The 19,353-nt window shown below is 64.5% G+C and carries 22 protein-coding genes and 2 tRNA genes; 17 read left to right on the forward strand and 7 right to left on the reverse strand.

Translation table 11 applies throughout. From position 1 onward, the window contains the following. Positions 1-3: 3 nt before the first annotated feature. The 3 genes from CAP2UW1_RS20235 to CAP2UW1_RS20245 all read right to left on the reverse strand — a co-directional run bounded on the left by CAP2UW1_RS20235 (position 4) and on the right by CAP2UW1_RS20245 (position 996). Complete coding sequence (locus CAP2UW1_RS20235; RefSeq protein WP_015768482.1) at positions 4-231, reverse strand: FmdB family zinc ribbon protein; 228 nt, start codon at positions 229-231, stop codon at positions 4-6. 123 nt (positions 232-354) lie between these two features. Next, a complete protein-coding gene (locus CAP2UW1_RS20240) occupies positions 355-591 on the reverse strand; it encodes a YMGG-like glycine zipper-containing protein (protein ID WP_015768483.1) in 237 nt (78 codons plus the stop codon). 12 nt (positions 592-603) lie between these two features. Beyond that, positions 604-996 (reverse strand): hypothetical protein, encoded by a 393-nt coding sequence (locus CAP2UW1_RS20245; protein ID WP_015768484.1) that lies wholly within the window; start codon positions 994-996, stop codon positions 604-606. Positions 997-1,263: 267 nt separating this feature from the next. Here CAP2UW1_RS20245 and CAP2UW1_RS20250 point away from each other — a divergent pair, with 267 nt between their 5' ends. Continuing rightward, complete coding sequence (locus tag CAP2UW1_RS20250) at positions 1,264-2,322, forward strand: NAD(P)H-dependent flavin oxidoreductase (protein WP_015768485.1); 1,059 nt, start codon at positions 1,264-1,266, stop codon at positions 2,320-2,322. Between the two features lie 125 nt (positions 2,323-2,447). Here CAP2UW1_RS20250 and CAP2UW1_RS20255 read toward each other — a convergent pair whose 3' ends face one another. After that, complete coding sequence (locus tag CAP2UW1_RS20255; RefSeq protein ID WP_015768486.1) at positions 2,448-3,290, reverse strand: DNA ligase; 843 nt, start codon at positions 3,288-3,290, stop codon at positions 2,448-2,450. Positions 3,291-3,629: 339 nt separating this feature from the next. Here CAP2UW1_RS20255 and CAP2UW1_RS20260 point away from each other — a divergent pair, with 339 nt between their 5' ends. The 12 genes from CAP2UW1_RS20260 to CAP2UW1_RS20315 all read left to right on the forward strand — a co-directional run bounded on the left by CAP2UW1_RS20260 (position 3,630) and on the right by CAP2UW1_RS20315 (position 13,765). Further along, positions 3,630-4,001 carry a hypothetical protein gene (locus CAP2UW1_RS20260; RefSeq protein ID WP_015768487.1) on the forward strand — a complete coding sequence of 124 codons (372 nt, stop codon included), beginning with the start codon at positions 3,630-3,632 and terminating at the stop codon, positions 3,999-4,001. 73 nt (positions 4,002-4,074) lie between these two features. Continuing rightward, the gene (locus CAP2UW1_RS20265) at positions 4,075-5,499 is read left to right on the forward strand and encodes a carbohydrate porin (protein ID WP_015768488.1); all 1,425 of its coding nucleotides are present in this window, start codon (positions 4,075-4,077) and stop codon (positions 5,497-5,499) included. Then, positions 5,496-6,401, forward strand: coding sequence for a metal ABC transporter substrate-binding protein (locus CAP2UW1_RS20270; RefSeq protein WP_015768489.1), 906 nt, complete (start codon positions 5,496-5,498; stop codon positions 6,399-6,401). Before CAP2UW1_RS20265 ends, CAP2UW1_RS20270 begins: the two co-directional genes overlap by 4 nt. After that, a complete protein-coding gene (locus CAP2UW1_RS20275) occupies positions 6,398-7,180 on the forward strand; it encodes a metal ABC transporter permease (protein ID WP_015768490.1) in 783 nt (260 codons plus the stop codon). The genes CAP2UW1_RS20270 and CAP2UW1_RS20275 overlap by 4 nt, the downstream gene beginning before the upstream one ends. A 71-nt stretch (positions 7,181-7,251) precedes the next feature. Then, the gene (locus tag CAP2UW1_RS20280; protein WP_291912151.1) at positions 7,252-7,899 is read left to right on the forward strand and encodes a DUF2796 domain-containing protein; all 648 of its coding nucleotides are present in this window, start codon (positions 7,252-7,254) and stop codon (positions 7,897-7,899) included. A 7-nt stretch (positions 7,900-7,906) separates the two neighbouring features. Continuing rightward, complete coding sequence (locus CAP2UW1_RS20285) at positions 7,907-8,629, forward strand: ABC transporter ATP-binding protein (RefSeq protein ID WP_015768492.1); 723 nt, start codon at positions 7,907-7,909, stop codon at positions 8,627-8,629. Continuing rightward, complete coding sequence (locus CAP2UW1_RS20290) at positions 8,617-9,891, forward strand: ABC transporter permease (RefSeq protein ID WP_015768493.1); 1,275 nt, start codon at positions 8,617-8,619, stop codon at positions 9,889-9,891. Before CAP2UW1_RS20285 ends, CAP2UW1_RS20290 begins: the two co-directional genes overlap by 13 nt. Positions 9,892-10,143: 252 nt before the next feature. After that, positions 10,144-10,668, forward strand: coding sequence for a DUF6431 domain-containing protein (locus tag CAP2UW1_RS20295; protein ID WP_012806124.1), 525 nt, complete (start codon positions 10,144-10,146; stop codon positions 10,666-10,668). 129 nt (positions 10,669-10,797) lie between these two features. Further along, entirely contained in the window at positions 10,798-12,120 is a 1,323-nt protein-coding gene (locus CAP2UW1_RS20300) for a DDE-type integrase/transposase/recombinase (protein ID WP_012806985.1), read from the forward strand. A 2-nt stretch (positions 12,121-12,122) separates the two neighbouring features. Then, positions 12,123-12,917 carry an ExeA family protein gene (locus tag CAP2UW1_RS20305; protein WP_012806122.1) on the forward strand — a complete coding sequence of 265 codons (795 nt, stop codon included), beginning with the start codon at positions 12,123-12,125 and terminating at the stop codon, positions 12,915-12,917. Further along, positions 12,914-13,111 carry a hypothetical protein gene (locus CAP2UW1_RS20310; protein WP_012806121.1) on the forward strand — a complete coding sequence of 66 codons (198 nt, stop codon included), beginning with the start codon at positions 12,914-12,916 and terminating at the stop codon, positions 13,109-13,111. Before CAP2UW1_RS20305 ends, CAP2UW1_RS20310 begins: the two co-directional genes overlap by 4 nt. Positions 13,112-13,330: 219 nt before the next feature. Next, the gene (locus CAP2UW1_RS20315) at positions 13,331-13,765 is read left to right on the forward strand and encodes a DUF3299 domain-containing protein (RefSeq protein WP_291913873.1); all 435 of its coding nucleotides are present in this window, start codon (positions 13,331-13,333) and stop codon (positions 13,763-13,765) included. Positions 13,766-13,887: 122 nt separating this feature from the next. Here the strand turns inward: CAP2UW1_RS20315 and CAP2UW1_RS20320 are convergent, their stop codons facing one another. After that, entirely contained in the window at positions 13,888-15,777 is a 1,890-nt protein-coding gene (locus CAP2UW1_RS20320) for a DUF3413 domain-containing protein (protein WP_015768495.1), read from the reverse strand. Between the two features lie 192 nt (positions 15,778-15,969). Between CAP2UW1_RS20320 and CAP2UW1_RS20325 the strand changes: the two genes are divergently transcribed. The 4 genes from CAP2UW1_RS20325 to dtd are packed head-to-tail and all read left to right on the forward strand — an operon-like array spanning position 15,970 to position 18,965. Beyond that, the gene (locus CAP2UW1_RS20325) at positions 15,970-17,028 is read left to right on the forward strand and encodes a TDT family transporter (RefSeq protein ID WP_015768496.1); all 1,059 of its coding nucleotides are present in this window, start codon (positions 15,970-15,972) and stop codon (positions 17,026-17,028) included. Positions 17,029-17,067: 39 nt separating this feature from the next. After that, positions 17,068-18,051 (forward strand): cation diffusion facilitator family transporter, encoded by a 984-nt coding sequence (locus CAP2UW1_RS20330; RefSeq protein WP_015768497.1) that lies wholly within the window; start codon positions 17,068-17,070, stop codon positions 18,049-18,051. 6 nt (positions 18,052-18,057) lie between these two features. Beyond that, positions 18,058-18,516 carry an arsenic resistance N-acetyltransferase ArsN2 gene (gene arsN2, locus CAP2UW1_RS20335; protein WP_015768498.1) on the forward strand — a complete coding sequence of 153 codons (459 nt, stop codon included), beginning with the start codon at positions 18,058-18,060 and terminating at the stop codon, positions 18,514-18,516. Next, complete coding sequence (dtd, locus tag CAP2UW1_RS20340; RefSeq protein WP_015768499.1) at positions 18,513-18,965, forward strand: D-aminoacyl-tRNA deacylase; 453 nt, start codon at positions 18,513-18,515, stop codon at positions 18,963-18,965. Before arsN2 ends, dtd begins: the two co-directional genes overlap by 4 nt. A 96-nt stretch (positions 18,966-19,061) precedes the next feature. Here dtd and CAP2UW1_RS20345 read toward each other — a convergent pair. Together CAP2UW1_RS20345 and CAP2UW1_RS20350 are read right to left on the reverse strand one after the other, a co-directional pair. Further along, positions 19,062-19,137, reverse strand: a tRNA-Glu gene (locus CAP2UW1_RS20345). A 27-nt stretch (positions 19,138-19,164) separates the two neighbouring features. Next, positions 19,165-19,240: transfer RNA gene (locus CAP2UW1_RS20350), tRNA-Ala, on the reverse strand. Positions 19,241-19,353: the final 113 nt, after the last annotated feature.

Raw genomic sequence — 19,353 nt, forward strand, 5'->3', positions numbered from 1 at the left:
CGCTTACTGAAAGCGGCAGGCGCCGGGGCCGTCAGGGTGCCCGCAACTTCCGCAGGGGCCGGGCAGATCCTTGGCGCCGGCAGCAGCGCCGGTGACGGCGGCGAAAGCCGAAAGCTTCTTGTGCAGGTCCTTGCTGTGGCAGTCCGGGCACTCCGGTGCGGGCGAGGACTGGCGTACCAGCTTCTCGAACTCCTTGCCGCAGGACGTGCAGGCGTATTCGTAGATGGGCATGCTATCGCTGCTCCTGGTGGTTCCGAGATGATCCTTGAAACGAGGCGGCTGTCCGCAGGTCTCGCAAGCCGAGCAGAAGGAGCGCGCAGGCGGTCCCCCGTCCGACCCGGGAAATCGACGCCCTCAATATCCTCGTTGCTGCTGCTGTTTGCCCTTGATGTTGCCAACCGTTCCGCCAACGACGCCGCCGATCGCTGCGCCGGTCCAGCCACTGCCGCCCGAGATCGCCGCAATGCCGGCCCCAGCGGCCGCGCCAATTGCCGCCCCACTGACGGTTCCCTGCTGCTGCGGCGTCATGTTCGTACACCCCATGCCGACCAATGTGACAGCGAGTACCAAAGCCAATCCCGTCTTCTTCATCTCTCATCTCCGTTACTTGGTCGGGGGCAGTGCTGGAAGGACCAACTCGAACCAGATGGTTTCCACCACCGGTCGCTGCAACTGCTCGGGATGCGCCGCATACCACTTGTCCAGCGCGCCGAGCACGCCGACCAGCGTTTGGCCCTTCATCCCCCTGGCAACGCGTGGCGAAAAACCCGTTTCGGTCACCGATGGATTGTCGGCGTAATATGCCGCCTCGACCTGAACCACGTTGGCGAGACCGATGAGATAGGCCTTCTTCACGTCGTCGCTGGACTTTGTCCAGTGCGTGCCATCAACCAGTGGCACTTCGTCCGCACCGGCGCCTCCACAGCTCAGCAGCAATGCGAAACAAGCGGCCTTGGCGGCACGCCGCAAGTTGCGGAAACCGGAATCTGCAATCATCTTCTTCCACTCCACGACGGGGACCTAGAGGTTACCATGTGGCGACGATCGCTTGAAGTGCAAGCGGCGCTGGGCAGGCGGGCAGGTGCCTGCCACTTGCCTTCGCACACAGCCGCCCGCCGACAAGCCGAGGCGCGCTGACCACTGAGTGGAAGGGCATCACGAACCATTACGAACGCGCCAGGGAGCAGCGTGTCAGAAGGATGCTCCACATACCCCACGCCATTCGCTGCGGCGCGTGGCAACCGGCGATACGAGGTTCCTACGATGATTCTTTGCGACCTTCTTGGCATGCCACTGCCGATCATCCAGGCGCCGATGGCGGGGGTACAGGGAAGTGCGCTCACCGTCGCGGTATCGACGGCCGGCGGGCTCGGTTCGCTGCCCTGTGCAGCCCTCGATCTGAAAACCATGCGCGCAGAACTGGCGACGATCCACCGGTTGACGACAAGGCCCTTCAACGTCAATTTCTTCTGCCATCAGCCACCGGCGCCGTGCGCCGATCGGGAGACGATCTGGCGAACGGCGCTGTCGCCTTATTTCGCGGAGTACGGGATCGATGCCGATGCGATTCCGACCGGACCTGGCAGATTGCCTTTCAGCAGCGAGGCCGCCGACTTGCTGGCCGAGTTCAGGCCCGCCGTGGTGAGTTTTCACTTCGGGCTACCGGCAGCGGACCTGCTCGCTCGGGTGCGTGGCTGGGGCGCAAAGATTCTGGCCTCGGCCACGACGGTGGCAGAAGCGCGCTGGCTGGCCGCGCACGGAGCCGACGCGATCATCGCCCAGGGGCTTGAGGCCGGCGGCCATCGCGGCATGTTTCTCGCCACCAGCCTGGACACCCAGGTCGGCACCCTGGCGCTGCTACCGCAGGTCGTCGCGGCAGTGCGCGTCCCGGTGATCGCCGCCGGCGGCATTGCCGATGCCAGCGGCGTCGCCGCCGCCATGGCGCTCGGCGCGGCAGGCGTGCAGGTCGGCACGGCCTACCTGCTCTGCCCGGAAGCGACGACGAGCGCAGTGCATCGGGCGGCGCTGCAGAGTGAAGCCGCGCAGAACACGGCAATCACCAATCTCTTTACGGGGCGACCTGCGCGCGGCATCGTCAACCGCCTGATGCGTGAAATCGGGCCAATGAGCGCCGCCGCACCGCCATTTCCGTTGGCCACCTCGGCCATCGCAGCATTGCGTGCTCCAGCCGAAAGCCTGGGTCGCGACGATTTTTCACCCTTGTGGGCAGGTCAGAATACACGCGGTTGCAAGGCGATTCCGGCTGCCGAACTGACCCTGGAACTGGCCCGCGGCTTCGCTACCGCCTCGCGCGGCACCTGAACCGCAAGCAGTCTCCCGTTCCGTACGGCCAGCAAGGTCTCCTGGTTGCCGTCGAGGCGAGGCCCCGCAGCGAAATACGCTCGACGCGGTGGCAGCATCTCGTCCAACTGGGAGCGACTGCCTTTCTACAGATCCCGCAGGCGCTGGAAGGAGGCGAAGCGCGGCCGCCCCTGATCGGTCAGTTCGCGATAGCGGAACGTGATCTGCGTCCCGATTGGTGGCGGATCGCGGCGTAACGCGTCGCTCAGGCCGGTGCCCAGCATGAACTCGACGCCACCGGCGGTACGCACCCGCAACGCGCCGAGCATCCCGGCGTACTTGCCCCGCCCCGGCTGATGGCCGATCACCGTCGCCTCGGCGTCGAGCCATCGCTTCAATTTCAGCAAGGCATCGCTGCGCCCGGTGACGTAGGCGGCGTCGGCGCGGTGCAACATCAGCCCCTCGCCGCCAGCCAGGACGACTTCGTCCAGCTTTCGTTCGAGCGCCTGACGGCTGCCGATCTCGATTTGCTCGACCGCGCGCAACCAGGGCACGCCGGCGCTGCTTACCAGTTCATGCAGGGCCCGCGCTCGCTGGCGGAAAGTCCCCGGCGCCTGCGGCAGTTCGAAAACCAGGTAGCGGACGTCGCGCCACGCCGCCTCGTCTGCCGTTTGTCGGCGAACGATTCCGGACAGCCGCTCGAACTCGCCTCGCCCGATCCACAACTCGCCGTCCAGCGCCTGCCTCGGGAAACCCGCGACAAACCACTCGGGAGCTGCAATCGCATGACCGCTGCGCGTCAACAAACGCTGCCCATCCCAGAACGCGCGCACGCCGTCGAGCTTCTCGCTGACCAGGTAGAGCCGAACGTCGGCCTGGCCCTGCTCGGTCTCGGCCAGCAACAGGGGTAAGGGCTCGCCAAGGACCGGCCAGCCACCGCCCGCCAGAGCGACCAGCGTCAACGCGTTCACCACCCCATTCCAGCGCATCGGAGCTCCTCCCCAAAAAGACCCTGATCCTCTGGCACACCTGGCTGAGCAGGCAAGCGCAAAGCTGAATCTTATCTCACCTTCACCTGCTCGGTGGGGGATGGGGTGCGCCAGCGCATCGAGCAGCGAGATCGGCTCGGTCACGGATGCCGGGCCGCTGCATTTGCAACAAAGTTGCATCTGCGGCGGGCATGTGCTTAAATTCGTGACCATGCTGACTGCTGTCCCACCCCCGGTCGAGACGTCTGTGGAAACGGCAAGCTGCGCACTTCTGCTTCCCCGGACACGTGCGCGCGCCGGGGCGGCGGCGTTGCTTCGAGCGTAGCGCGGAATATGGCGATGAGCACTGTCGAATCGATCGGCGATAGCGGGATCGGCAGAAAAGCCGGCGCCCTGTTCGGCGGCGGCGGCCGGGCTGACCGACAGCCCATGAAGCGGCTGCGATTCGCCATTCTCGCGTTGCTTCTGCTGCTCGCCCAGTCGGCTGCCCTGTTTCACTATGTCGATCATCTCAAGCCCGATGCCGACGAGGCTGACGGCCATGCCTGCGTGTTCTGCCTGGCCGCGCACAACCTTGAGTCCCCGGTGCCGACACCAGCCACGACCCTGGCCGGACCATTGCTCCATGTCACACCGCCGACTCAGGAAGCCTGGTTTTCCTGTGCGCGGCGACTGAGCCCGGCGTGCGCCCGCGCTCCCCCCACCGCCTGATCGCCCCACCGGAATCGTCGATCCGCCAGCAATCCCTGCAAAGGGAGGCGTTCTGCTTTCTTGAGGAGTCATCATGCATACCCCCGTTACCGCCGTTACCGCCGCGCTGGCTGCGGCACTGAGCTTTACCCTGCCGGCGCACGCCGCCAAAGATGCCGATCTGGCGGAGATCCGCGCCCAGGTCAAACAGATGAAGGAGGCTTACGAGCAACGCATAACAGCTCTCGAAAGCCGCCTCGCCGAGGCCGAGAAGACCGCTGTCAAGGCCGAAACGACAGCGGCGAAGGTCGAGGCCGGCGCCATACAGAGCGCTGCGGCGGCGGCGCCGATGCCTGCCGCGACGACCTCGGCCAGCGCTTTCAATCCCGCTATCTACGCGGTGCTGCAAGGTGTCTATGCCAACCTCTCGCAGGATCCCAACAAGTACGTGATCAACGGCTTCGTGCCGAGCGGCGACATTGCGCCAGCCAAGCGCGGATTCAGCATCGCCGAGTCCGAGTTGGGATTCAGCGCCAATGTCGACGACAAGATCTACGCCAACCTGATTCTGGCGCTCTCTCCTGACAACAGCGTCGAGGTCGAAGAAGCCTATGGTGTACTGACCGCCCTGCCCGGTGGCCTGAGGCCCAAGTTCGGGCGCTTTCTGTCGAGCATCGGCTACCTCAACGACCAGCACCAGCATGGCTGGGATTTCTACGACGCGCCGCTGCCGTACCAGGCGTTTTTTGGTGGCCAGTTCCGCAGTGATGGCCTGCAAATGAAATGGGTGGCGCCGACCGACACGTATCTCGAACTCGGTGCCGAGGTCGGCGATGGCGCGAGCTTTCCGGGCACCGAGCGCAACCGCAACGGCGTCGGCAACTATGCCCTCTACGCACACGCCGGCGGCGATATCGGTGCCAACCATAGTTGGCGTGCCGGCCTGTCCTATCTCGGTCTGAAGCCACAGGATCGCGAGTACGTGCAAGTCGATACGTCCGGCGTCGATTCGCAATTGGCTTTCAGCGGCAGGAGTCAGCTGGCCATCGCCGACTTCGTGTGGAAGTACGCACCCAATGGCAATGCGCAAAGCACCAATTTCAAGCTGCAGGGCGAGTACTTCTGGCGCAAGGAGAGTGGCGACCTCACCTACGATCGCGACGGCGCACTGGGTCTCACCAACGACTCCAGCTACTCGTCGCGACAGAGCGGCTGGTATCTGCAAGGGGTTTACCAGTTCCTGCCGGAGTGGCGTGTCGGCGTTCGCTACGACCAGCTCGAACCCGGCAGTCCAGACTATGGCAGCAATGCCACCTACCTCGACTCGTCCGGCTTCAATCCGAAGCGCTACGCGGCGATGGTCGACTACACGACCTCCGAGTTCGGCCGTTTCCGCCTGCAGGTGCAGCAGAGCAAGCTCCTGCCCGACCTCACCGACAATCAGGTCTTTCTGCAGTACGTCCTGACCCTGGGTGCGCACTGCTCACAAATACTGAGAAAGTTGAAAGGCATCACATGAATCGTCTCCTACAACTCCTGGCGGCTCTGGCCTTTGCCGCCTTTGCGGCACCGGCGCTCGCCGTGTTGAACGTTTTCGCCAGCGTACCCGAATGGGGCGCATTGGCCGAAGAACTGGGCGGTGAACAGGTCAAGGTTTACACGGCCACCAACGCCTTGCAGGATCCGCATCACATTGAAGCACGGCCGAGTCTGATCGCCCGTGCACGCCGTGCCGACCTTGTTGTCGCGACCGGCGCTGAACTCGAAGTCGGCTGGTTGCCGCTGGTGCTGCAGCAGTCTGGAAATGCCAGGGTGCAGCCGGGAAAAGCGGGCTATTTCGAAGCTGCGCAATACGTGCGGATGCTCGAGAAGCCGGCTCGCCTCGATCGTGCCGACGGCGACGTGCATCCTGGCGGCAATCCACACATCCAGACCGATCCGCGCAACATCACACGCGTGGCAGCAGCTCTGGCGGCACGGCTCGGCGAACTCGATCCCGCCAATGCCGCTGTCTACCAGGCGCGCCACAAGGCCTTTCTCGGCCGCTGGACAACGGCGATTGCCAATTGGGAAAGGCAGGCCGCAGCGCTGCGAGGCGTGCCGATCCTCGTGCAGCACAAGGCGTTCGCCTACCTCGAGGACTGGCTTGGGCTGAAACAGGTCGCCGCTCTCGAGCCGAAGCCGGGGGTCGAACCGACCATCGCTCACCTGTCGGAAGTGCTCGCCAAGCTGCAACAGCAGCCCGTGAAGATGGTCCTGCGTGCGGCTTATCAGAACGACCGTGCATCGCTGTGGATTGCCGAGCGCGCCAGGATCAACGCTGTGGCCCTGCCGTTCACGGTCGGCGGCGACGAGGCGGCCAAGGACCTGTTCAGCCTCTTCGACGACACCATCCAGCGCCTGCTGAAGGGAGCGCAATGAGCTTCGACCTCGCTGGCGCCGAAGCCTCGATCCTGTTGCCGGCGCTCGCGGCGGGCCTGCTGGTGACGGCCACGCACGTGCCGCTCGGCATGCAGGTGCTCGCCCGCGGCATCGTCTTCATCGATCTGGCGATTGCGCAGATTGCCGGTTGTGGTGTGCTTCTTGCCGATCAGCTCGGCTTCGAGCCGGCGGGCGCTGCGGTGCAGGTGGCGGCGCTGTCGGCGGCGCTGGCCGGCGCCCTGCTGCTCACCTGGACGGAAAAGGCCTGGCCCGAGGTGCAGGAAGCGGTGATCGGCGTGACCTTCGTCCTCGGCGCAACCGGCAGCGTGCTGTTGCTGGCAAGCAACGTCCACGGCAGCGAACACTTGCGCGATCTGCTCGTCGGGCAGATCCTGTGGGTAGAGCCGGCCCGCCTGCTCTGGGTGGCGGCAGCTTACGGACTGATTCTGATACTCTGGTTCAGTGCTCGCGACCGGCTTGGGCAGATCGGCTTCTACGCGTTGTTCGCGGTCGCCGTCACCCTGTCGGTTCAACTCGTCGGACTCTATCTGGTGTTCGCGACCTTGATCGTGCCACCGCTGGCGACACGCCGGATGACGCGCAGACGCCTACCGGCAGCGTGGCTACTCAGCGTCGCCGGCTACGCGACAGGCCTGATGCTATCGACCGCGCTCGACCTGCCGACGGGGCCGGTCATCGTCTGGGTCCTGGTCGCCCTGGCGTTAGTCTGGCACGCGGCTACCGCCAGGAGGGCCGCGATGGTCGATGGGCAGGGCTAGGCGATCGCTGTTACGCTGGCGTCAACGGCGCCGATAGTCGCCAACCGGACGCTTTGGCTTTTTTTGCAACCATGATGCATCTGACCATTCATTGTCGACCATGCGCTATGTTTCACATCATTCCACTACAAGGATTTCCCATGCTCTCTCGCACTCTTTCTGCACTTGCCGCCGCCTTGACCATCGTCAGTCCCATCGCGCACGCTGAAAAAGCTCACGTTCACGGGGTTGCCGAACTCAACGTCGGCGTCGACAAAGACACCTTGCGCATCGCGCTCGAATCACCTCTGGAAAATCTTCTCGGTTTCGAGCGGGTGCCCAAGAGCGACAAGGAACTGGACAAGGTACGCCGCATGGCGAGCCAGTTACGCCAGGCTGACAAGCTGTTCCTGCCCACGCCCGGCGCCGGCTGCAAGCTCGTAAACGTAAAGCTGGAATCGGCGGTCCTCGACCCCGCACTCCTCGGCGAGGCTCCGGTTGCCGCGGCGAGCCCTGGGCAGGCCGCCGCTCGCACCCCGCAACCCGGCGCCAAGCCCGCGCACGCCGACCTGGATGGCGAATTCGTCTTCCAATGCGCCCAGCCTGCGGCACTGCAGGGCCTGGAGGTGAAACTGTTCGACGCTTTCCCTGGTTACCGGCAAATCCGCGCGCAAGTGGTTACCGCCAAGCGACAATCTGCGGCCAGACTCTCGCCCAAGGCCAACACCTTGAACTGGTAGCCCCATCATGAAAAGCGAAACGGTCGTCGCCATCACGGATCTGGTCTTCCGCTGGCCTCGCCAGAGCGCCGTTTGCCTGGATCTGCCCGAGCTACGCCTGCGACGCGGCGAGCACGCCTTCCTGCATGGACCGAGCGGCTGCGGCAAGAGCACCCTGCTCAGCCTGATCGGTGGCGTACTGGTGCCTGGCAGCGGCAGCATCGATCTTCTGGGCGAGGATCTGGGGCGCCTGCGGTCGACGCAGCGCGATCGACTGCGCGCCGACCACATCGGCTTCGTCTTCCAGCAGTTCAATCTGGTGCCGTATCTGCCGGTGATCGACAACGTTCTGCTGCCCTGCCGTTTCTCGGCACGGCGACGCGAGCAGGCGCAGGCAGGCGGCGCCTCGCTGCGCGGCGAAGCGGAACGTTTGCTGAGCCATCTCGATCTGGCGCGCGACCTGTGGCTGCGCCCGGCAACCGATCTGTCGGTGGGACAGCAACAGCGCGTGGCGGCAGCACGCGCCCTGATCGGGCATCCCGAACTGCTGATCGCCGATGAACCCACTTCGGCGCTCGATGCCGAGCGCCAGGAAGCCTTTCTCGATCTGCTCCTGCGTGAGGCAAACGCTGCCGGGTCCACCGTGCTGTTCGTCAGTCACGACCGTCGCCTGGCGTCGCATTTTGTACGCGACCTCGCCTTGCCGGCGCTCAACCGGGCAAGTCATGGAGAGACGGCATGCACTATCTGATCGTACTGGCGGTGCGCAGCGCCTGGAACCGGCGTTATCCCCTGACGTTCACCCTGCTCTCGATCGCCCTGGCGACCAGCCTGCTGCTTGGCGTCGAACGGCTGCGCCAGGATGTGCGCGAGAGCTTCTCACAGTCGGTGTCGGGTACCGATCTGGTCGTCGGTGCGCGCGCGAGTCCCATCCAGTTGATGCTCTATGCCGTGTTCAGGATCGGTGAGGCAGCCCAGAACATGCGCTGGACCTCGGCGCAGAAACTGGCCAGTCATCCAGCCGTAGCCTGGAGTATCCCGCTCTCGCTGGGCGACTCGCATCGCGGCTTTCCGGTGCTCGGCACTTCCGTTGACTACTTCACGCACTTTCGCTACGGCGATCGCCAGCCCCTGCGGATGCGGGCCGGCGTGCCGTTCGCCGGCGTTTTCGACGCCGTGCTGGGCGCCGAGGTCGCCCGCAAACTGGGCTATCAACTCGGCGAGAAGATCGTGCTGACGCATGGTAGCAGCGGACTGGAAGGCGCTGCGCATGGCGACAAGCCGTTCTTCGTCGTGGGTATCCTGGCGCCCACCGGGACGCCGGTGGATCGCACTGTGCACATTACCCTGGCCGGCATGGAGGCCATCCATCTCGATTGGCAGGGCGGCGCCCCGGTGCCGGGGTTCTCGATTCCGCCCGATCTCGTCAGAAAGTTCGATCTCACACCGAAGACCATCACCGCACAACTGATCGGTCTGAAGCAGCGTGGTGATGTCTTCGCCATGCAGCGTGCCATCGCCGATGCCGGCGATGAAGCACTGATGGGTGTCATGCCGGGGGTGACGCTCGATCAGCTTTGGGAAGTCGTTGGCCAGGGCGAGCAGGCGCTGCTGCTGGTTTCGTGGATGGTCGCCCTGGTCGGTCTGGGGGGGCTGGTCGCGGTGATCCTCGCCAGCCTGGATGCCCGCCGGCGCGAACTGGCGATCCTGCGTTCGGTGGGCGCGCGACCGCGCGAACTTCTGCTCCTGCTGGCTCTCGAAGGCTTTTCGGTCACTGTCGGGGGAATCGTGGTGGGCGTCGCCCTGCTGTCCGCAGTCCTCTTCTTTGCCACGCCCTGGATCGAAGCCCACTATGGCATTGCCCTCAATGGCCTGAACCTCTCTGGCGACGACGCCACTTCTCTGGCAGAGCTGCTTGGCTGGATCCTGCTCGCCGGCAGTGTCGCCAGCCTCTTGCCGGGTTTGCGCGCCTATAGACTTTCCCTGATCGACGGCCTGACCCCAAGGACCTGACCATGCACACCCCGCGCTCCCGCTCGTTCCTGTTCTCGTGCTTGCTGCTCGTTGTCGGCGCGTCGGCGCTGGCTGCTGTTACGTCCGCCCCTAAACGGGATTGAAGGGCTTTGAATATCGCGCGTACTTTGAGCAGGAAGATCGAAGGATCTCCTGAGCGAAGGCGGAATGAAGAAGGACGGAGAAGGGCTGGAACACCTCTGCTATCGTGGGAAGTTATCGAGACGACCGAGATAGAAAAGAGCCCAGCCCATGCAACGAATTGTAGCCGGCATCACCACGCTTGAGCAGCACGTTGAGACGACTCAAAAGGCCGCTGAAGTGTATCGACCGAAGTCGTGCCCGCACTGCGGGCTGGGAGTGGTCCATCAGCATGGTCACTATGAGCGAAAGGCCGACCGCCGAGCCGTGCCGCCACGGCTCAACCCGATCCCCATCCTTCGCTACCGTTGTGCCGGATGCCGACGCACGTGTTCGCGCCTGCCGGAATGTATCGCACCGCGACGCTGGTATGACTGGTCGGTGCAACAGCAAGTCCTGCAGCAGCGGCTGAACGGCGCGGCAGAGCACCCCGGCGGTCCACCTGACCGGCACACGGGCGCGCGCTGGTGGAACTGGTTGCAGGAGCGGGGAAAGGACTTTGTGTTTCACCTGCGCGTGCGCTTTGCCGAACTCGGCCGGGCCGTTGACACGCACGGCTTTTGGCACCAGGTGTTCAACAGCCTGGGTCTGCCGCGGGCCATGTTCTGGCTCGATCAAGAGATGAGCGTCCCATGATTTCCTGACACCGAGCGAGTGGCGGACGGTGGGGACCCCGCCCGGGCGGGGTCCCCACACAGTTTGCTCGTGGCATTATTTCGGCCCTTTTGTTTTGATGACGACTCCCATTCACCCCGAGGAGTCGTCATGAATCGAATCAATCCGATCGCCTTGTTTCGCCTGTCCGTCCTGGGTTCGCTGACCAGCCGGGAACGGCTGGATCACGGCGAATTGCAGCAGACCATCCGCGCCCTGGCCGAGCGCGAATACACCATTCCCGGCACGCGTCGGCGCCATGTTGCCGAGAAGACGATTCAGGGCTGGTATTACACTTACCTTGCCCAGGGCATCGATGGCCTGACACCCAAGACCCGTATCGACCGCGGGCAATCGAAGCTATCGCAAGCCATTCAGACCGCGATCCTTGCCGCGAAGCGCGACAACCCGCGCCGCTCGATCCGTCAGATTCGCCAGTTGCTCGAAGCCACCGGAACGGTGGCTCGCGGCAGCCTGTCGCGCTCGACGGTCCACCGGCTGCTGCAACAGCACGGCCTGTCGCGGATCAGCGGCTCGGCCAGCCTGCCCGAGGAGAAGCGCAGCTTCGTCGCCGCTTCCGCGGGCGCCATCTGGTATGGCGATGTGATGCACGGTCCCCGCGTGCCTCACGAGGGCAAGCTCGTCAAGGGGTATCTCGTCTCGCTGTTCGACGATGCCTCACGTCTGGTGGCTCACAGCGCTTTCTGCCCCGGCGAAACGGCGCTCGACATCGAAGGGGTGCTCAAGCAGGCGCTGCTGAAGCGAGGCATCCCGATCAAGCTCGTCGTCGATAACGGCGCGGCCTACCGCGCTGAGACCCTGCAGGGGATCTGCGCCCGCCTGGGCATTCACCTGATCTATTGCCGGCCCTATGCGCCCGAGGGCAAGGGCAAGTTGGAGCGCTGGCACCGGACCTGCCGCGACCAGTTCCTGTCGGAACTCGACGAGCGCCACATCAACAGTTTCGAGGACCTCAATGCGCGTCTCTGGGCCTGGCTGGAGCGGGTCTATCACCATACGCCGCATGCCGGCCTCGACGGGATGACGCCGCTCGCGCGCTACCAGCAGGATTTGTCGAAGATTCGTTCGCTGGGAGCGCTGGCCGCGCAGCTCGATGCCTTGTTCCGGTATCGCGTCAGCCGTCGAGTCAGGAAGGATGGCACGGTGTCGTATCAGGGGGCGCGCTTCGAAGTGCCTTTCGAACTCTCCGGCAAGACGGTGTGTCTGGTCGTCGATCCGCATAGCGGGGCGGTCATCGAGGTCGAGGACGAGCACGGCAAGGGGATCGGCGCCGCGACCCCGCTCGATGCCCTGGGCAATCTCGATCGCCAACGAAATAAATCCGACCCGACAGACGCCGCTCCCGCCTCGCCGTCTGGCCCGAATCTGATCGAACTCACCTATCGTCAGTATTACGACCGCAAAGGAGACTGAAGATGTATCTGCAACACTTTGGTCTGCGCCATCCGCCTCTGGGCAAGGACGCCGCCGAGCTGTGGGATGACGGTGCGCTGGCGCAACTCGCCGAGCGCTTCCAGTGGCTTCTGCAATCGCCGGGCCTCGGCCTGCTGACCGGCGAGGCCGGCGTGGGCAAGACGGCCGCCTTGCGCCTCGTGACCGCCAAGCTCAATCCGCATCGCTACCAAGTCATCTACCATGCCGAGACCGATTTCGGACGGGCAGACCTTTACCGGTGCCTGGCCCAATCCCTCGGCCTTCAGCCGAGTTATCGTCGCGCCCAACTGTGGCGCGACATCAAGGCGCATATCCATCATCTGGCCGACGCCAAGCAACTTCTGCCGGTCTGGATCCTCGACGAGGCGCAGAATCTGCCACCCGAATTCTTCCGCGATTTCCCCGCTTTTCTCAACTTCGCCTTCGATTCGCGCGATCTCATCACTGTCTGGCTGGTCGGTCACCCGATCCTCGCCCAAACCCTCGAACGGGCGTCTTACGCCGCACTCGCCGGCCGCATCCAGGCACGCGTGCATCTGCGACCGGTGCTCGAACGCGAGCGCTTTGCGCAACTCGTCGGCCATGCCCTCAAGAGCGCCGGGTGTGCGCATACCCTGCTCACCGATTCCGGCCTGGAACTCCTGCGCCAAGCCAGCAAGGGCCTGCCGCGCCACGCCGGGCGCATCCTGCGCACCGCCATGCGTCTGGCGGTGCCGCGCGCACTCAATCATTTGCCCGACGATCTGCTGCAAGCGGCTATCGAGGAGTTGCGATGAAACGCCGCCCTCACTCCCTCTTCCCCGACGGCCTCTCCGACGAAAGTGCGGCGGCGATCAGCGAGTTCCTTCACCAACTCGCCGCTGCTTGTGAGGCCCGCTACCTCGTCCAGCTTCGCCGCCACCGCAGCCGTCAGATGAACCTCTACGATCCCGAAGCCCCTTGGAGAATACCTCCAGGCGAGCCCTTCTAGCCCTCTCGTCCCACGCTGACGCCGGAACCTCTTCTTCCGGCGTCAGCGTGGGACTTTGCCATCATCTCAACCTCGAATGGCTCGGGTTGAAGAGTTCCAGATATCGCGGGACGTAACACTGCCGACCCACCAGGCAGCCCCTACAAGGTAGGCGAACGTCTCGGCAGTGCGCCCGGCAAGCCAGCCTCCGATTTCCGTGAAGTCAAATGGGAGGAGCTCATTCCTCCGAACTGGAACCCCGCTGACGCCTTCAAGGGTGTCGACCTGGCGAAGATGGAGGATGGCGACCCGCGCGCCATGGACGCGCTCGCCCGGATGCGCGACGTCTGGGCCAACGCACCCGTCGCAAGCTCGCTCAACGGTGCCGCCGTCCGCATCGCCGGCTTTGTGATTCCCCTCGAACGCGTGAAGGACGAAGTGAGTGAGTTCCTGCTGGTGCCCTACTTCGGCGCCTGCATTCACGTTCCACCGCCACCGGCCAACCAGATCATCCATGTGGTCTCCGACAAGCCACTCAAGAACGTGCAGACGATGGATGCGATGTGGGTCAGCGGTGTCCTGAAGGTTTCCGCCGGAGAGAGCTCATGGGGACGCTCGGCCTACCGCATGCAAGCCAAGGCAACTGCGCCGTATGTCTTTCCAGCGCGCAAGTGAGCGTCCCGGGAGGGACCGCCTGCTGCTGCTGGGCATGAACAACCCGGCGCCCGGGATTTCTTGGTAGTGACCGGCCCCGTCGGCGCCGGCCGCTCGCCCGGGTGCGCCAGGCTAGCTGGCGGTCACCCTTTGGGGCGACTGAAGCGCGTCAGGTTGTTCATGATTTCGACCATCGCCGGGCGAATCTCGTCCTTGGCGCGGTCGGGATCGCTGACCGGCCGGTCGTCGTCGTCCAGCACTTCCTGCCGGATGACGCCGGTGGCGTTGATCGGGAAGGCGATCTTGAACTTTTCGCCAATGTAGGCGATGCGATGCCAGTCGGCCGCAACGGCATAGTCGCGGTGAAAGTCGGGCTTGAGCAGGTCGTACCCCTGTGAATAGTCGCCCGGCGGATTGCGTACGCCGAGCAGCGGCATTACCGTCGCCGGGATGTCGAGATGGCTGGTGATGCCGCTGATGACGCGTGGTTTCTCGCCGGGCACCCATAGCACGCCCGGCGTGCTGGTCTGGTAGCGATTGAACTCCGCCGCGTGCCCCCAGCGGTTGCTGCGCTCCATGAACTCCTCTCCGTGGTCGCCGAGAACGATGACGATCGTCGTCTCGAGCAGACCCTTTTCGCGCAGATGCGCAATGACGCGCCCGATCTGGCGGTCGACGTGGTGGGCAGCGTTGAGGTAGCGGTTCTTGATCGGTTCCATCTGGCCAGCGAAATCGGCGGACAGGTAGTTGAAGTCTTCGAGATAGGGCCTGGCGATGACGCTGTCGTCGGGGAACGTGTAGTTGGCGTGCGTTCCCTCGAAGAACATGTAGGTCATGAACGGTCTGCCCGGGTCGCGAGCGTCGATGAACCTGAGGATGTCATCGATGTTCTGGCGGTCCCGCTCCCACGGTTGCGGTCCGCCGGACAGCGCGTGCATGTCGCCCGGCTTCATTTTCAGAAAGACCGTCTTGTCGAAAGGCGGGTAGGTGAATGACTGGCTGGTGTGCAGGCTGAACTGGTAGTTCTGCTGCTGCAGCACATCCATCAGGAGAGGTGACCGGCCGGCTTTGATCAACGGAAACCAGTAGTTGCCGTAGAGACCGTAGAACATCGAGAAGATGCCCATCTGCGTCGCATTGCCGCCGCTGTAGTGGTGTTCGAGGCGCAAGGCCTGCCCTGAAAACTCCCACAGATTGGGCATGAGGTGGGGCTCGAGCAGATCGAAGCGCAGCGACTCGGCGACCAGCCAGACGATGTTGAGTGGCCGTGCGGGCGCTTCGACCTGCAAAGGCACGAGTGGGTAGCTCAGTCCGCTGGGCTTGATGTGGATGCCCTCGACAGTTTCCGATGCGGTGTTGATGCCCAGGCGGGCCGCCAACCGGCGGAAGGTCATCGGCAGATAGAAGGGGTAGCGCTCGCTGGCGAAAAGGATCGGCTGGTAATTGACGGCGGCGCTAAAGCCATAGGCAAGTCTCTCGCCCACCGTCAAGACAAGGACAGCGAGCAGTACCCAGCGCGCGCGTGGCAGCACACGCGGCGGACGATGCTCGGCGACGCGGCGCGTTGCCCAGTAATAGCTGGCCGCCTGCAAGGCCAGCAGGGCGACGACGATGAGTGCTGCCGTCAGCTCGGTGCTGCGACTTGCCCCAAGCGAGGCGATGCCCCCCGGCGAGAAGACCAGGTCGACGACGAATCCGTTGATGTGAAAACCGTACATGCCATAGATCGTCCGGTCGGCGAACAGGAGCACCTGAACCGCTCCGGTCAGGCCGACCAGCAGGCAGGCCAGCGCCGCTGCGCCGGCACGTGTCGCCTGTCGCCGCTTCAGCCACCCGTAAAGCAGGTAGCCCGGAATCAGTGCCGGCAGCAGGTACAGGAACGCATAGCTGATGGTGGTGGCCAGCGTCCACAGCGCGACGGCCGGCGCGCTGTAAGCCTTGCCCGTCGTAAAGGCGCTGACGTGAAGCACCACCCACAATCCGGTGATGAGGAAGAAGCGGTCGATTCTGTCACGCGAGGGCAGCTCGTGCATCGGCGGGGAAGTCCCGGAAAACAAAAGGCTATTTTAGCACGACAAGTGTTAGGGCAGGCTTAAGCGGCTGCGCTTGCCCGCGCTTGGTCGGGCGCGCCGCGAATTCATCGTCACAATCGGCGGCTGAGCCTACCCGCCAGTCGGCACGCTGAGCGATAATCAGCGTCTGCTGATATACGACAAGGTGGACCTATGTCCGTAACGCCTTCCGCCAGTCCGTTGAGTGTCTCCCAGATCGTCCGCAACTTCGCTCCCGGCTGGTTCGCTGCCGTAATGGGCAGCGGCGTGCTGAGCATCACGACGCTGGCGCTGGCCACGCGCTGGCCGCGCATCGAAGCGTTCGCCTGGGGGCTGCACTACTTCAATCTGCTCCTGTTCCTGGTGCTGACGATTCCCTGGCTGGCCCGTTGGCTCGTTTTTCCTCAGGCCGCCCGGGCGACGCTGCAGCATCCTGTGCAGGCAAGCTTCTATCCGACCTTTTCGATCGCCCTGCTGGTCATCGCTGCACAGTTCGTTGCTTTCGGACCACAAACGGGTCTGGCGTTGCTGTTCTGGTGGCCTGGGGCGGCGCTCACCTTCGCGTTCAGTTTCGCCGTGCTGTACGCGATGTTCAGCGGCGAGCATGTCGGGCTCGAGCACGTGACGCCGGCCAACTTCATCCCGGCGGTCGGTCTGGTGGTGATCCCGATCGCTGGTGGCCCGCTGGTCGGCCAGCTGCAGGGTAGCGCGCGCGATCTGGCATTGCTGACCAATGTCGTGGGTTTCGGCGCGGGCTCGCTGATGTATTTCGGCCTGCTGGCTCTGACGCTGCAGCGCAAGTATCTAAGCAAGCCGGCTTTCGGCATTCTGGCGCCGACCGTCTGGATTCAGGTGGCTCCGATCAGCGTCATTCCCGTCAGCCTGCTGAACCTTGCCGAGCAGCTGCCCGTGCCGGTGGCGAACAACGGACTGCTGCTCGTCGGCCTCCTCTTCTGGGGATTCGGTGTCTGGTGGGTGGTCATGGCCAGCCTGCTCACTGCCGCTGCCCAGCGCCGGCGAATGCTGCCCTTTGCGCTGTCCTGGTGGGGCTTCACCTTTCCGCTCGGCTCCTTCGTGGCGTGCAGCTTCCGGCTTGGCCGCATGTCCGGCCTGGCCGGCGTCGAGTGGATCGGCATCGCCTGCTGGGGGCTGCTGCTGGTGCTCTGGCTGCTGACTCTGGCGCAAACGCTGCGCGCTGTCGTCAGCGGCACGATCTTCCGCCCGCCTGCCTGAGCCGATCGACGCCGCGATGTCGGCTAAAATGGCTGCACCATGAGCGACCACCATCACCACGATCACGACGAGCACCACGAACACCACGAGGATGCGCAGCATACGCACGGCGCGCACGCGGGTCACGTGCATCATCACCATGCCGATGCCGGGCCGCGCCTGATCTGGGCCCTCCTGCTGACGCTCGGGTTTGCCGCGGTCGAGGCGGTCACCGGTTTCTGGTCGGGCTCGCTGGCGCTCCTCGGCGATGCCGGGCACATGGTGACCGACAGCGCCTCGCTCGCCCTTGCCGCGTTTGCCGCCTGGCTTGCACAGCGCCCGCCGACGCAGCGTCACACCTACGGCTATGGCCGCGTCGAGACTCTGGCGGCACTGGCGAACGTATTGTTCATGGTGCTCGTGGTCGTCGGCATCTCGGTCGTCGCCGTGCGCCGGATCCTCGACCCCGCGGCGGTCAATGGCGAAGCAGTCACGCTGGTCGCAGCGCTCGGCCTGGGCTTGAACATCGGTGTCGCCTGGCTCCTGATGCACGGCGAACAGACGATGAACACGCGTGGCGCGCTGCTGCACGTCCTCGGCGACCTGCTCGGTTCGGTGGCCGCGCTTGTCTCCGGTGCCGTGATCATGTGGACCGGCTGGATGACCGTAGACCCGCTACTCTCACTGCTGATCTGCGTACTGATGCTCGCCTCCAGCCTGCGTCTGCTGCGCGAGGTTCTGCAGGCCCTGATGGAGGGCGTGCCGATCAGTCTGTCGAGCGAGCAGGTCGGACGGCTACTGGCCGCTATCCCGGGGGTGGCGTCGGTACACGACCTGCATATCTGGACTCTGTCGTCGAGCCGTATCGCCCTGTCGGCGCACCTCGTCGTCCAATCGCTGGAACGCTGGCCAACGGTACTCGCCGCCAGCCGGCATGCGCTGGCCGAGCAGGGGATCGAGCATGTGACCCTGCAGCCCGAACCCTTGACCAGCGCCGTCCGTTGGCTGCCCTATCCCGATGAACGCCGCCAACAGGCTGGGTGAAGCGTCGTGACGGCAGGGCTGCCGAGGCAAGCCGAGGCGCATGACCTGCCCGAGCTGGTGGCACTGTTGGCGGAATGCGCCCTGCCTTTCGGTGATCTGACCGAGACCCATCTGCGCGAGTTTCTGGTCTGCCGGGACGGCGGCCGACTGGTCGCCACTGCCGGACTCGAACTCTGCGACGATGCAGTCTTGCTGCGTTCGCTGGCCGTCGCGGCAACCCATCGTGGACGCGGACTGGCGACGCGGCTGGTCGACGCGCTTGAACGTCGGGCACGCGCGAAGCGGCAGCGCGTAATGTTCCTGCTGACCAAGACGGTGCCGGGGTTCTTCGCTGCCCGCGGCTTTCGGCCGGTGGAGCGTCAGCTTGTTCCAGCGGCGATCGCCACCACGACCGAGTTCCGGAGCCTGTGCCCGGCGTCAGCGCTGTGCATGCGCAAGCGACTCGACGGCGAGGCCCCGCCGTGAGAGTCGTCGTTCAGCGGGTCGCCTCGGCGAGGGTGGAAGCGGCCGGACAGGTGCTGGCTTCCATCGGCTGCGGCCTGCTGATCCTGGCGGCTTTCGAGGAGGCCGATGCGGATCCCGACATTGCCTGGATGTCGGCCAAGCTCGCCAGACTGCGGATTTTTCCGGATGCGGCAGGAACGATGAACCGCAGCCTTATCGACGTTCAGGGTGAGGCGCTTGCCGTTAGCCAGTTCACGCTTTTTGCTTCGACCCGGAAAGGCAATCGTCCATCCTGGAGCCGCGCGGCGCGGCCTGAAGTGGCGCAGCCGCTATTCGACCGCTTTGTCGGATCCCTCGAACGTGCGCTCGGCTGTCGTGTGCAGACCGGGGAGTTCGGTGCCGACATGCAGGTGCACCTGATCAATGACGGACCCGTGACGATAAGCATCGATTCGCGTTGTCCGGAGTAGCCCGGCGACGGAACAGGCAGCGCCCAACGATCAGCAAAGGAAGAGAGGCTGGCCGCGCGCGCAACTAGCGCATCTGAGGCGGTACTGCCTGATCGCTGGCGTCCCCACGGGGATTCGAACCCCGGTACCTACCGTGAAAGGGTAGTGTCCTAGGCCTCTAGACGATGGGGACCCGGAACGGTTTTTTCTTTCGGCTTGTTGGTGGAGGTACGCAGGATCGAACTGCGGACCTCTTGCATGCCATGCAAGCGCTCTCCCAGCTGAGCTATACCCCCGCACGAAAGAAGGCGCGATTATAGGGACCGTGATCCCTGCTGTAAAGCGGTAGCGTTGTCCAATCTACCACCCATGAAGTTTCGGCCCTCTCGAAGCACCCGGGCAGAAGCAG

The sequence above is a fragment of the Candidatus Accumulibacter phosphatis genome, from assembly GCF_000024165.1.
In the GTDB taxonomy this organism is placed as follows: Bacteria; Pseudomonadota; Gammaproteobacteria; order Burkholderiales; family Rhodocyclaceae; genus Accumulibacter; species Accumulibacter phosphatis.